A 13875-nucleotide genomic window follows, 5' to 3' on the forward strand; every position below is an offset into this window, starting at 1 on the left:
GGGCTTACTTCTTCAGTTGCTCCTTGAGAGCAGCGAGCTTTGCGAAAGGCGAATCCGGATCGAGCGGCTTTTCCTTGCGCGGCGGCTTGGCTTCGAAGCGCTGCTGACCCTGCGGCTTTCCGCCACGGTCATTGCGTTCCGGCCGATCCTTGCGCTCCCCGCGATCGTGACGATCATTGTTGCGGTTGTTGCCACGGTCCGGACGGCCGCCATCGCGCTTGCGCTCGCCGTCGCCACTGCGATTGGCAGCTTCGCGGTTTGCACCGTCACGATTGTCGCGGCGGCCTTCACCGCGACGCTCGCCCTGTTCGCGCGCTCCTTCACCACGGCCCTGACCGCGATTGCCGGGACGACGGTTTTCGCCACGCTGATTTTCGTTGCGACCACCCGGACGCCACAGAAGAACGGGCTTGGGCTCGGCGGCCTCAGCGCTTTCCGGCGCAGCCTCGGCTGCGACAGCCTCTTCGCTTGCAGCCTCCGCAACCGGCGCCTCGACAGCTTCGCCTTCGACAACAGCCGCCGTCTCGGACACCTGTTCTTCGGAAGCCGGCTCGTGTTCCTCGGTCTCGACGCTTTCCTCTTCAGCCGTCGCCGCTTCCGCGGCAGCCGGAGCAGACGCGCCGGCGTAGCTGGCGAGGAAGGCCTGCGCCTCTTCCGCCGTCACCTGATCGGCGCGGTAACCGAGGCCCTTCAGAATTTCTTCCATGTCGTCAAGCGTCGCGCCGAGAATGGAAAGCATGGCGGTGGTCGTCGTAAAACGGCGGCCATCATAGGCGCCTTCCGGACGCGGCTGTTGACCGGGCTTCCACTGCAGCAACGGGCGGATGAGATCGGCCAGACGCTCGAGAATGTCGATACGCACGGCGCGCTTCCCGAGGAAGCGGAAACCGGCGAGCTTGTAGAACATGCGCTCGAAGCTGGCATCGGTGACGACCGATGTACGGCCTGCGGCCAGCACCGGAATGAGATCGCCGTAACCCGGCTTGCCGAGACCGTCATTCTTCAAAGCCCAGAGCAGCGTCACAAGCTCCGCCGGGGCGGGCTTGAGAAGCGCAGGCAGGAAAACGTGATAGGCGCCGAAACGCACGCCGTAGCGCCGCATGGAGGCGCGCGCGTCCTGATCGAGAGACTTCACGTCTTCGGCAACGTCGCGGCGGAACAGCACGCCAAGATTTTCCACGAGCTGGAACGCCAGACCCTTCGCCAGACCCTGAAGGTCTTCGGCGCGGGAAATATCGTCCAGCGGCTTCAGCACGGTCGCAATCTGATGATTGACGAAACGCTCGACGCGCGCCAGCGCGTGATCACGGGCATTGCCGTTCAACTGCTCGTCGGCAAGCAGGATCACCCGTGGCTTCATGATGTTGTCGCCGGCCGAAAGGCGGGCAACCGGTTCGCCCAACCAGCGAACCAGACCATCGGAGCTCAAAGCGAGATCGCCATTTCCACTGGCATGCAGACGCGCGGCACGCGCCTCGAATTCGAGCGCAAGCGCCTTCTGCGCCGCAGCCTGCACGGCCTTCTGATCCGGCCCTTCCATTCCCGGCACCGGCGTGAACCGGAACCCGGCCAACTGGCCGACGTGATGACCTTCTACGAAGACATCACCATTTACACTGATTTCAGCTTCAAGCATCGCATTCTCTCTCAGGCGCCTCATGAGCACAGATGTCCTGCGATCAACAAAGCGTTTCGTCAACCTTTCATGTAGCGCATCGGACAATCGATCCTCGATTTCCCGAGTCTTTTCTTGCCAGTGTGTCGGATCGGCAAGCCATCCTGGGCGGTTCGATACATAAGTCCATGTTCTGATCTGCGCAATCCTCGCAGACAAGGTATCGATCTCTCCATCCGTCCGGTCGGCGCGACGCACCTGCTCGGCCATGAAATCCTCGTTCACCGCCCCGCGTTTGACGAGGTCGAAATAGAGCGTGGAGATCAGATCCGCATGCTGGGCAGGAGCAATGCGGCGATAGTCTGGAAGCGCGCACGCCTCCCAGAGTTTTTCCACCCGCGAATCGGTCGTCGTCACATCGATGATCTCGGGATAACGCGACAGATATTCCAGCGCCTGCTGGTCGATTGCCGGCAGGGCGCGCGAAAGTCCCTGGATCGCCGGCGCGGCATCGAGGCTCAGGCGCAGATTGGCGATGGAGGAAAAATCGAAATTTTTCGTCCGCCACTGCAGAACCTTCACCGCATCGAACTGATGGGTTTCGATCCGCTCCACCAGCTCGTCATCGAACGGATCGACACGCCCCGTCACGCCGAATGTGCCATCGCGAAGATGGCGGCCGGCGCGGCCGGCGATCTGGCCGATCTCGCCCGGATTGAGATTGCGGAACTGATAGCCGTCGAATTTGCGATCCTGCGCGAAGGCGACATGGTCGACATCGAGGTTGAGACCCATGCCGATGGCGTCCGTCGCGACAAGGTATTCGACATCGCCGGACTGGTAGAGCCCCACCTGCGCATTGCGCGTGCGCGGCGAAAGCGCGCCCAGCACCACGGCAGCACCACCGCGCTGGCGGCGCACCAGCTCGGCGATGGCATAGACCTCATCGGCGGAAAAGGCGACAATCGCCGTGCGTTGCGGCAGGCGGGTAATCTTCTTCTGACCCGCATAAAAAAGCTGCGACAGGCGCGGGCGTTCCACAACGGTAATTCCCGGCAGCAGCTTTTCGAGGATAGGGCGCATCGTGCCGGCGCCGAGCAGCAGCGTTTCCTCCCGCCCGCGCAGATGCAGCACCCGGTCGGTGAAGATATGCCCGCGTTCGAGATCGCCCGCCAGCTGCACCTCGTCGATCGCGACGAAGGCGGCCGTCGTCTCGCGCGGCATGGCTTCCACCGTGCAGACGGAATATTTGGCTTTGGGAGGCGCGATTTTTTCTTCGCCGGTAATCAGCGCCACATTCGGCGCACCCACCTTTTCAACGAGACGGGTATAGACCTCCCGCGCCAAAAGACGCAGCGGCAGGCCAATGACACCGCTGCCATGCGCGACCATCCGCTCGATCGCGTAATGGGTCTTGCCGGTATTGGTGGGGCCGAGAACGGCCGTGACACCGCGGCCGCTCAGGATCATGGGGCGAAAATTCAACGTACTATCCGCGAATCGACTTCATCTGCTTGCCGTGCCGCCCGGCATCACCGATACGGGCCGCACGCACCACACATGGCAACGCCCGCAGACAAAGGCAATAGGCCTCACCCGCAAAGTGGCGCAGGGCGACCTGTCGACGTAATTTTCCGTTCAGATTCAGCTAGTTGAGCAAACAAAAAGAATCCGGCGAAAATGAAATCGATTCGGCTGCGGAACAGTCTGCGAACGAATCGAATACGAATCGCTGACTCGATGGGATTCAGCTTTTGTTCTCCGCAATATCTGGTTGGCCAGGGCGCAGACCATACCAGATTATGAATCCGGATAAGTCCTTGGCCGGATTCGGCTTTACGGTAAAGCCGCCGGGCAGAAAATCCCGGAATCGGCTGTCAAGCGGCAATCCCGGAAAAGCCGATCAGAAACATACATGAGGGGTCGGATCAGAGCGCCTCGCCGGCAAGCAGACGCGGCGCATTCGCATCCGTCGTGCCGGCGGCCTGACCGATGAAATAGGATTTGAGACCCGGCAAACGATCCACGACGCCGAGACCGAAATCACGCATGATACGGATAGGGCCAATATCGTTGGAGAAAAGCCGGTTCAGCACATCCGTCGTCACGCCCATCCGCAACGTGTCGAAACGCCGCCAGGACTGGTAACGCTCCAGAACGTTGAGTGAGCCGATATCGAGGCCGAGGCGGTCGGCCTCGACCACGGTTTCAGCGAGAGCCGCCACGTCCTTGAAGCCAAGATTGAGGCCCTGCCCGGAAATCGGGTGAATGCCGTGCGCCGCATCACCCGCAAGCGCGAAACGCGGTGCAACGAAAGAGCGCGCCAGCGTCAGACCCAATGGGAAGGCGCGGCGGGGACCGACCGGACGAAGATGACCTAGCTTGTGACCGAACCGGCGTTCCAGTTCTTCCTCGAACACCAGATCATCGGAAGCTACCAGCCTGTCGGCATCGGCCGTGCGTTCGGTCCAGACGAGCGAAGAGCGATTTCCCTTCAGCGGCAGGATGGCGAAGGGGCCCGATGGCAGGAAATGCTCCTCGGCGCAGCCCTCATGCGGCCGCTCATGTTCAACGGTCGTCACGATACCGGACTGATCGTAAGCCCAGTGCACGGTCTTGATACCGGCCATGTCCCTGAGCGCGGAGCGAACGCCGTCACAGGCAATCAGCAATCGCGCTTCGAGCGTCGACCCGTCGGAAAGGCTAATGGCCGTCGACTGGGGACCCGCGGTAAAATCGGAAACACTGAGACCGTGACGGATTTTTATGCCAAGACGCTCGCACAGGCCTCGCAATGCGCCCACCAGAGCGACGTTCGGAACCATATGGGCAAACGGCCTGCCTTCTTCCACGGCGCCGTCGAACGTCAGGAACACGGGACGCACCGGATCGGCGGTCTTCGAATCGGTGACGATCATCTTGTGTATCGGTTGCGCTTCCGGCTCGATTTCGTTCCATATGCCGAAAACATCGAGCATCCGGGTGGCTGCCGCAATAATGGCGGACGCGCGAACGTCCTTCGCCCAGACATCCTCGGGAGAGGCCTCAACCACCTGCACATCAAGATGCGGGGCCGCCTGCTTGATTGCGACAGCAACGGAAAGACCGACATATCCGCCGCCTGCCACCACTACGTCCAGCATCGCGCTTCTCCTCAAATCTTGTGCACGCATCATCGGCGCACTATAGACCATGTGACGTCTTCCTACAGCCGGAGCAGGCCGAAAAAATGTCGCATCCCTCGCAAACGTCAGACCCGATGGCCAATCTCATCGCCACACTCGATCTTGAGAAGCTGGAAGAGAACCTGTTCCGGGGCGAAAGCCCGCAGATCGGCTGGCAGCGGGTTTTCGGCGGCCAAGTCATCGCGCAGGCCCTGATCGCCGCGCAGAGGACCGTGGATAACGACCGTTTCGTGCATTCGCTGCATGCCTATTTCATGCGCCCCGGCGATCCGCTGGTGCCTATCGTCTACCAGGTGGAACGCATCCGCGACGGCGCGAGCTTCTGCACACGCCGGGTGGTCGCCATCCAGCATGGCAAGGCCATTTTTTCCATGTCGGCCTCGTTTCAGATTTTCGAGGATGGTTTCGACCATCAGATCAAAATGCCTGACGTGACGCCGCCTGAAAAACTGATGAGCGAGGAGCAGATGCAGGCAGCCTTTCTTGCAAAGGCGCCCGCTTCTATCCGCAAATACTGGAGCAACAAGCGGCCGATAGAGATACGGCCGGTATCGCTGACCCACTACATCTCCAAGGAAAAACTCGAACCGCAGCAGGATATCTGGGTCCGCGCCGTCGGCGATGTGCCCGATGATCCGCGCCTGCAATCGGCCATTCTCGCCTATCTGTCGGATATGACCCTGCTCGACACCTCGCTCTACGCCCATGGCACGACCATCTTCGATCCGTCCATTCAGGTGGCGAGCCTCGACCACGCCATGTGGTTCCACCGCCCCTGCCGGCTGGACGACTGGCTGCTTTACACACAGGACAGCCCCAGCGCTTCCGGCGCACGCGGTTTGACCCGTGGCAATATTTTCACCAGACAGGGTGAACTGGTCGCCTCCGTAGCGCAGGAGGGTTTGATCCGCAAAAGGGCAAATGATTAAATAATGTGCTTTTTCTGAAAATCGCACATTTAATAGACGCAAATTTTGGCGACAAATTCCCCTTTTTCAGACGCCTTTCATATAAGTTTTATATTTCAATACGTTAGATACACACTCAAAACTGGCACGCCCTTTGAATGTATGTCCGCAGTCGCTGTTACTGATCTGCCAGCGGCAGGAGAGTCGGCTCCGTGCCGAGGACAAAACAAAGGATGGGAAACCAGATGAAAATTGTGATGGCCATTATCAAGCCGTTCAAGCTGGATGAAGTGCGCGAAGCGCTCACCGGCGTCGGCATCCAGGGCCTGACCGTGACCGAGGTAAAGGGTTACGGACGCCAGAAGGGGCATACCGAGATTTATCGCGGCACGGAATATGCGGTGAGCTTCCTTCCCAAGCTGAAGATCGAGATCGCAGTTCCATCCGACGTCGTTGACAAGGCTGTCGAAGCGATCGCGTCTGCGGCAAAGACCGGGCAGATCGGTGACGGCAAGATCTTCGTCTACTCTATCGAACAGGCCGTGCGCATCCGTACCGGCGAAACCAACACAGAAGCGCTTTGAAGCACGGCTGACAGGGGAGTTTTCTAGCTATGCAACTCAACAAGTTTTCAACGCTCGGCAAGCTGGGCGGCGCAGCGGCGGCCCTGATGGCTCCGGCCATCGCCTTTGCCCAGGATGCCGCGCCGGCAGCAGCCGCAGCGCCCGTTCCGGAAAAGGCCGACACCGCATTCATGTATGTCGCGACGATCCTCGTGCTTTTCATGATCATTCCGGGCCTCGCCCTGTTTTACGGCGGTCTCGTCCGCACCAAGAACATGCTCTCCGTTCTCATGCAGTGCACGGTCGTCGGCGCAGTCATGATGCTCGTCTGGGTAATCTACGGTTACTCCTTCGCCTTTGGCGGCGGCACCGGCCCTTATTTCGGCGGTTTCGGCAAGCTGTTCCTGTCTGGCGTTTCGCTTGACAGCACCTCGGCAACCTTCTCTGAGGGCGTCGTGATCTACGAATACACCTTCATCGCCTTCCAGATGACCTTCGCGGCCATCACGCCGGCGCTGATTATCGGCGCCTTCGCAGAACGCGTCAAATTCTCCGCCGTCATCCTCTTCACCATCCTTTGGGCCACCTTCGTCTATTTCCCGATCGCTCACATGGTCTGGGATGCAAACGGCCTGATTTTCGGCATGGGCGCTCTCGACTTCGCCGGCGGCACCGTGGTTCACATCAATGCCGGTATCGCAGGCCTGATCGGCGCGATCATGGTCGGCAAGCGTACCGGCTTCGGCAAGGACATGATGGCCCCTCATTCGATGACGCTGACCCTCGTCGGTGCAGCCATGCTGTGGTTCGGCTGGTTCGGCTTCAACGCCGGTTCCAACCTCGAAGCATCGGGCGGTGCGGTTCTCGCAACCATGAACACCTTCCTCGCAACCGCAGCCGCCATCGTTTCCTGGTCGCTGGTTGAAAGCTTCACCCGCGGCAAGGCCTCCATGCTGGGCGCCGCTTCGGGCATGATCGCCGGTCTCGTCGCCGTCACCCCCGCCGCCGGCTCCGTCGGCCCTATGGGCGCCATCGTTCTCGGCCTCATCGTCTCGCCGATCTGCTACTTCTTCGTCTCCGTGGTGAAGAACAAGTTCGGTTATGACGACACTGCCGACGTCTTCGGCGTCCACGGCATTGGCGGCATCATCGGCGCTCTCGGCACCGGCATCTTCACCTCGCCGCTGCTTGGCGGCACGGGCAAGGAAGACTTCTCCATCGCCTCGCAGCTCTGGACGCAGTTCGTCGCCGTCGCCATCACCATCGTCTGGTGCGCCATCGTCTCCGCGATCCTCTACAAGATCGTCGACGTGATCGTCGGTCTGCGGGTTCCGGTCGAAGCCGAACGCGAAGGTCTCGACCTCGCAACCCACGGCGAAGCCGCCTACCATTCCTGATATCCGGGAAAAGGGGTTCTCCATCCCCTCTCCCAAAAGAAGGCCCGCTCCGGCGGGCCTTTTTCTTTGCCGTAAATCCGAAGCGCTTCAAAAAACCGCATGGTTAACACGACATTAACCAGCAAGCGGTTAGTTTTCCCTGTCAATCCGGGATCAGGTCTCCTGCCGGATCTTGCCGAAACCATAAAACGACGGGTTCAGGGACATGGGCAGAATGCATTCTCCGACATTCGATGGTCGTCACACGCGCTTCGTGTTGACGGCGTTTTTCGTGCGTCAGATCATGGCTCTCGCCGGTTTCGCTCTGCTGGCCACGATTGCACTGGGCATCGCCGCGCTCGCGACGTGGAATGTCGCGGATCCGAGCCTCTCCTACGCGACAGGAAACCAGCCCACCAATCTTCTGGGCTACGGCGGTGCAATTTTCGCCGATATCGTGATGCAGTTCCTCGGGCTTTCCGCAATCATCTCGCTCCTGCCCGTCATCGCCTGGGCGATCGCGCTGATCGCCGGCCGCAAATTCCACCGCATACCCGTTCGCCTCGTGGCCTGGGTCGCAGGCGCCATCGTCTGCGCCGCCTCGCTCGGCTGTTTTCCGGCCCCCGTGACATGGCCGCTGCCGAACGGCATCGGCGGCGTCATCGGTGACATGATCCTGCGCTTTCCCGCCCTTTTCATCGGCGCTTACCCCACCGGCACGATTGCCACGGTACTGGGTGTGATATTTGCGGCGCCTGCCGCATGGCTGATGCTGTTTGCCGCCGGTGTCGTTGGCGGTCTGGATGACGAGCTGGAACGCGAAGAGGCCGCTCCCGTCGCCACCAGCAAGGCCCGCGCCGCCCGTGAGGCCGAAGAGGATGATGAAGACGACGGCGAGGGTTTCTTCGCCAATATGCTCGCCTTCGGCGCACTGGCGCATTACTGGTACATCACCCAGGCGCGCTTCCGCCGCCTGTTCGGCCTGAAGTCTAAATCCCTGCACGATGAATTCGAACATCCTTACGACTTCAACGAATATGAATTCGGCACGCTGAACGAACCGTCGCGCCTCAAGACCGCGATCAACCGTCTCGACCAGCGCGCAGAGCCGTCTTTCGAAGAACGCGCCGCATCGCGTCGCCAGATGTCACCTCCCTCCATCGCGCTCGATCATGACGAGGACATGGATGACGAACAACCCTTCGACGCGGATGGACGCCGGCTGCCGAACGGCATTCTCTCCGACGACGAGTCCGACCAGAAATTCACGGCCCGACAGGCGCCGGGACGCGGGCAGCCGAGAATAACCGCCCCTTCCGCGCGCCCGAAGCCCAGCGAGCGCGTGGCAAGGGAGGCGCAGGCCTCTTTCATCGCCGCAGACGGTTTCCAGCTACCCACAGTCCATCTTCTGGCGGAGCCGAAGAATGTCGTTCGCGACAATATGCTGAGCGAGGAAGTGCTGGAACAGAACGCCCGCCTTCTGGAAGGCGTTCTTGAGGATTTCGGCGTCAAGGGCGAAATCATTCATGTCCGCCCCGGCCCGGTCGTCACGCTCTACGAACTGGAACCGGCACCCGGCATCAAATCCTCGCGTGTCATCGGCCTTGCCGATGACATCGCCCGCTCCATGAGCGCGATCGCCGCCCGTGTCGCCGTCGTTCCCGGCCGCAATGCCATCGGCATCGAACTGCCGAACCATACGCGCGAAACCGTGTTCCTCCGGGAACTGATCGGCAGCCGCGATTTCGAAAACAGCAAGGCCAAACTCGCCATGGCGCTCGGCAAGACCATCGGCGGCGAACCTGTCATCGCCGATCTCGCCAAGATGCCACATCTTCTCGTTGCCGGCACCACCGGTTCGGGCAAGTCGGTCGCCATCAACACCATGATCCTGTCGCTGCTTTACCGCATGTCGCCGGAACAGTGCCGCCTGATCATGATCGACCCGAAAATGCTCGAACTGTCGATCTATGACGGCATTCCGCATCTGCTCTCTCCCGTCGTTACCGATCCGAAAAAGGCCGTCGTGGCGCTGAAGTGGACGGTGCGCGAGATGGAAGAGCGCTACAAGAAGATGTCGAAGATCGGCGTGCGCAATATCGACGGCTTCAACAGCCGCGTGCAGCAGGCGCTGGACAAGGGTGAGATACTCACCCGCACGGTGCAGACCGGCTTCGACCGCCAGACCGGCGAGGCGATCTACGAGACGGAAGAATTCGATCTGAAGCCCCTGCCCTATATCGTCGTCATCATCGACGAGATGGCCGACCTGATGATGGTCGCCGGCAAGGACATCGAAGGCGCGGTGCAACGCCTGGCGCAGATGGCGCGCGCCGCCGGCATCCATGTCATCATGGCGACCCAGCGCCCCTCCGTCGACGTCATCACCGGCACGATCAAGGCAAACTTCCCGACCCGCATCTCCTTCCAGGTGACGTCGAAGATCGACAGCCGCACCATCCTTGGAGAGCAGGGCGCCGAGCAGCTGCTCGGCATGGGCGACATGCTCTATATGGCAGGCGGCGGGCGCATCCAGCGCGTGCACGGTCCTTTCGTCTCCGACAACGAGGTGGAAGAAATCGTCGCCTATCTGAAGACACAGGGCGCACCGGAATATCTGGAAGCGATTACCGAGGAAGACGACGAGGAGGGCAATGGCGTCGGCCCGGCCGGCGCCGGCAGTTTCTCCGATTCCGAGGACCCTTACGATCAGGCCGTGGCCGTCGTGCTTCGCGATGGCAAAGCCTCCACCTCCTATGTGCAGCGGCGTCTCGGCATCGGCTACAACCGCGCCGCCTCGCTGATCGAGCGCATGGAGCAGGAGGGCATTATCGGCCCCGCCAACCACGCCGGAAAACGCGAAATACTCGTACCGACGGAAGCAGACATCATCGAGCGGTAACGTCCGCAACCAAGCGGGGCGAAGAAGCGTTATTGCACGCTTTCAACGTCATGAAGCCGCCGCCTTTTATGCGGACAATCGCTGCGATGAAGGAGAATAGAATGAACGACCTCACCACCGGCGAAACGGCCAACGCAAACACACCGCAAAACGGCGTGACGCGTCGTGGCGTGCTGAAGGCATTTTCCATGGCCGCAATCATGGCCGGCCTGTCGCCGCTTGACGCCTTTGCCCAAGCGGCCGGCAACACGGCGACAGCGCAGAAAATCGCCAATCACTTCTCGTCGGTCAAAACCATGATGGGGGAATTCGTCCAGTTCGGCCCGCGCGGTGAACAGACCGGCGGCAAGTTCTACATCGAACGCCCCGGCAAACTCCGCTTCAATTATGAAGACCCCTCGCCCATGCGGGTCATCGCCGACGGCAAGAACGTCGTCATCGGCAATATGAAGCTCAAGACCTGGGATCTTTATCCGCTCTCCAAGACGCCGCTCAGCCTGCTTCTGTCCGACAAGATCGATCTCGGCAATCAGAAGGTCCGCAACGTCAAGGAAGAATCGGACCTGACCACCATCGTGCTGGGCGACAAGAGCGTCTTCGGCGATTCCACCATTACCCTGATGTTCGATCCGAAGACCTTCGATCTGCGGCAATGGACCACGACCGACGCCCAGAACAAGGACACGACCGTCATGATCTTCAACGTCCAGACCGGCGTGAACCTCGATGAACGCGTCTTCAACATCAATTACGAGGAAGTTCGCAAAGGCGGCTGAGGCTTTAAGCCCCAAAGGAACTCTTCAAAAGGCGGCCCTGCGGTCGCCTTTTTCATTTTACCGCTAAAATACATTCCCGTTTTCGTCGCGATGTTATAAGCCTGCGCCCCGGAAACATGTCACGAGCCAAGCGGTTCGCGGCAGTAAAAGCGGAGCACATGCATGTCGTTTTCGATAACCACCTGGAACATCAACTCGGTCAGGCTCAGAATGCCGATCGTTGAGCAGTTTCTGGTACGTTACAAACCCGACATTCTTTGCCTGCAGGAAACGAAATGCCCGAATGGCGAGTTTCCGATGAAGCCGCTGAAGGCGCTCGGTTATGAGCATGTCATCATCCATGGCCAGAAGGGCTATCACGGCGTCGCCATTGCCTCGAAGATTCCGCTGACCGAAGATCATCGACAGGACTATTGCGGTATCGGCGACGCACGCCACATTTCCGCGATTTTTGAGGTCGGATCGCGCCGCGTGCGGCTGCATAATTTTTATGTGCCGGCAGGCGGTGACGAGCCGGATCGCTCGATCAATCCGAAATTCGGCCACAAGCTGGATTTCATCGACGAAATGAAGGCGCTGCGCGCCGACGGCGTGCCTGGTACATCGTCCATTCTCGTCGGCGATCTCAACATCGCACCGCTCGAAAATGACGTCTGGTCGCACAAGCAGCTTCTGAAGATCGTCAGCCATACGCCTGTCGAAACCGAAGGCATGCTTGACATCATGAAGAAGGGCAACTGGCTCGACCTGATGCGCCTGAATGTGCCGGAGACGGAAAAGATCTATACCTGGTGGAGCTACCGCGCCAAGGACTGGGAAGCGGCTGATCGCGGCCGCCGCCTCGACCACATCTGGTCTTCGCAGGATCTCGGTTCCTCGCTCGAAAAAATCGACATATTGCGCGAGGCCCGCGGCTGGAACCGGCCATCCGACCATGTCCCCGTCACCGCCCATTTCCGGTTCTGAACAGGCGGAATTCTGGCGTCAGACGAAGCGGTTCTGCAAACGGGCCGCACCCGCCGCCAGCGACGCGATATTGTCGCGAATACGCGCCGATACGATATCGGCAACCTCCGGAAACTCCTCCACCAGCCGGTGGAAGAGGATGCGCGTTATGCGGATGACTTCGGAATCCTCCGCTGCCACGGCAGTAAACTTCCGTTCGCAGAGCGTGAAAAGCGCAAGCTCCGAAAGCAGCGCCCCCTTGCCCGGCGTCGCCTGCAGCACGGGCTTGCCATCCCGCCCGGCCGTGAAAAGCTCGAAATGGCCAGCCGTCACCGCAAAAGCGCATTCGGCCGGTGAGTGTTCCCGGAACAATGTCTGCCCGGCCGATACACGGCGGCGCTCCGCACCGAAGGCGATAAGCCGCAACTGGTCATCGCTGAACCCAGCAAATAACGGCACTTGCCCCAGCAGCATGATATCGTCCGTCAAGGCCATGTCGATCGTTACTCCGGAAAAACGCCTGCATCACTATAGCGGTTTTCCAATATCGGCCCTCAAAATACAAGCTGTTAGAACGCCGCGCGCCTTTTCGGACGCGCAGCGTGAGCTTTGAACATGTGACAGGTGCAAAGAGCCCCCTGCTCAGGGAACGATCTTGTATCCGCCGTTCTCGGTCACCAGAATTTCAGCGTTGGATGGGTCGCGTTCGATCTTCTGGCGCAGACGATAGACATGCGTTTCCAGCGTATGCGTTGTCACGCCGGAATTGTAACCCCAGACCTCTTCCAGCAGGACGTCGCGGGTAACGACGGTGCTGCCGGCGCGGTAGAGATAACGGATGATCGCCGCTTCCTTTTCCGTCAGCCGGATTTTCTTGCCGTCCTCCGTCGTCAACAGCTTCTGGCTGGGCTTGAACTGATAGGGACCGACGGTGAAAACCGCATCCTCACTCTGCTCGTATTGACGCAGCTGTGCCCGGATGCGCGCCAGAAGCACGGCGAAACGGAAGGGTTTCGTCACATAGTCATTCGCCCCGGCTTCCAACCCAAGAATAGTATCGGAATCGGTATCATGCCCGGTCAGCATGATGATCGGCGCCTTGAAGCCACCCTTGCGCAACAGCTTTACCGCCTCACGGCCGTCCATGTCCGGAAGGCCGACATCCATGATCAGAAGATCGACCTGGGCGGTCTTGGCGGTCTGCATCGCCTGCGCGGCATTGGCGCCGCTGAGCAGCGAGAATTCCTCATAGGGAGACAATTGCTCGGTCAGCGTCTCCCGAAGATCGTCGTCATCGTCCACCAGAAGGATAGTGCGAGCCGTCATTCGGATTCTCAGCCTTTCTTACTTTAGCGCATCGGCCCAAAAATCAGGCTCGATTTTCGAGAGACACGACGCGTAGTTTAAAAGAGTTAGAGCGTCCCTTATGCATCCCAGAAGACGCCCGGCGCTCTAATTATCAGCCAATTCAGCGGTTTGCCGATAAAAGGTCAACCCATTGCCATGATATAACGAAGTGCTATGACTTCACGTTAAATAACCTGCAAAGCAAAATCTCGTGAAAAACATGAGCACCCAGCCCGTAAGACAACGTAAACGCGCATC

10 protein-coding genes are annotated in these 13875 nt (G+C 59.9%); 6 read left to right on the forward strand and 4 right to left on the reverse strand.

Annotation, left to right across the window (positions count from 1 at the left end; all coding sequences use genetic code 11):
• Window positions 1-4: 4 nt before the first annotated feature.
• Both CFBP4996_RS12585 and CFBP4996_RS12590 read right to left on the reverse strand, forming a co-directional pair.
• Entirely contained in the window at window positions 5-3085 is a 3081-nt protein-coding gene (locus tag CFBP4996_RS12585) for a helicase-related protein (RefSeq protein WP_080852970.1), read from the reverse strand.
• Between the two features lie 458 nt (window positions 3086-3543).
• Window positions 3544-4758: a ubiquinone biosynthesis hydroxylase gene (locus CFBP4996_RS12590; protein ID WP_233283511.1), complete on the reverse strand. Its 1215-nt coding sequence runs from the start codon at window positions 4756-4758 to the stop codon at window positions 3544-3546.
• An 86-nt stretch (window positions 4759-4844) separates the two neighbouring features.
• Between CFBP4996_RS12590 and tesB the strand changes: the two genes are divergently transcribed.
• From tesB to CFBP4996_RS12620, 6 genes are all read left to right on the forward strand, one after another.
• A complete protein-coding gene (tesB, locus tag CFBP4996_RS12595) occupies window positions 4845-5729 on the forward strand; it encodes an acyl-CoA thioesterase II (protein WP_080852969.1) in 885 nt (294 codons plus the stop codon).
• A gap of 212 nt (window positions 5730-5941) precedes the next feature.
• Complete coding sequence (locus tag CFBP4996_RS12600) at window positions 5942-6292, forward strand: P-II family nitrogen regulator (protein ID WP_004444057.1); 351 nt, start codon at window positions 5942-5944, stop codon at window positions 6290-6292.
• A gap of 29 nt (window positions 6293-6321) precedes the next feature.
• Window positions 6322-7668, forward strand: a complete 1347-nt coding sequence (locus CFBP4996_RS12605; protein ID WP_121490287.1) for an ammonium transporter — start codon at window positions 6322-6324, stop codon at window positions 7666-7668.
• Window positions 7669-7882: 214 nt separating this feature from the next.
• Window positions 7883-10549, forward strand: coding sequence for a DNA translocase FtsK (locus tag CFBP4996_RS12610; RefSeq protein WP_162935961.1), 2667 nt, complete (start codon window positions 7883-7885; stop codon window positions 10547-10549).
• Window positions 10550-10599: 50 nt separating this feature from the next.
• On the forward strand, window positions 10600-11325 hold the full coding sequence (locus CFBP4996_RS12615) for an outer membrane lipoprotein carrier protein LolA (RefSeq protein ID WP_162936003.1): 726 nt from the start codon (window positions 10600-10602) through the stop codon (window positions 11323-11325).
• Window positions 11326-11487: 162 nt separating this feature from the next.
• The gene (locus CFBP4996_RS12620) at window positions 11488-12291 is read left to right on the forward strand and encodes an exodeoxyribonuclease III (RefSeq protein WP_080852966.1); all 804 of its coding nucleotides are present in this window, start codon (window positions 11488-11490) and stop codon (window positions 12289-12291) included.
• An 18-nt stretch (window positions 12292-12309) separates the two neighbouring features.
• On the opposite strand, the gene CFBP4996_RS12625 is transcribed toward CFBP4996_RS12620, so the two are convergent.
• Both CFBP4996_RS12625 and CFBP4996_RS12630 read right to left on the reverse strand, forming a co-directional pair.
• Entirely contained in the window at window positions 12310-12765 is a 456-nt protein-coding gene (locus tag CFBP4996_RS12625; protein ID WP_020810625.1) for a cyclic nucleotide-binding domain-containing protein, read from the reverse strand.
• A gap of 147 nt (window positions 12766-12912) precedes the next feature.
• Entirely contained in the window at window positions 12913-13596 is a 684-nt protein-coding gene (locus CFBP4996_RS12630) for a response regulator transcription factor (RefSeq protein WP_003505216.1), read from the reverse strand.
• Window positions 13597-13875 lie beyond the last annotated feature (279 nt).

Source organism: Agrobacterium leguminum, assembly GCF_005144435.2.
Taxonomy (GTDB): Bacteria; Pseudomonadota; Alphaproteobacteria; order Rhizobiales; family Rhizobiaceae; genus Agrobacterium; species Agrobacterium leguminum.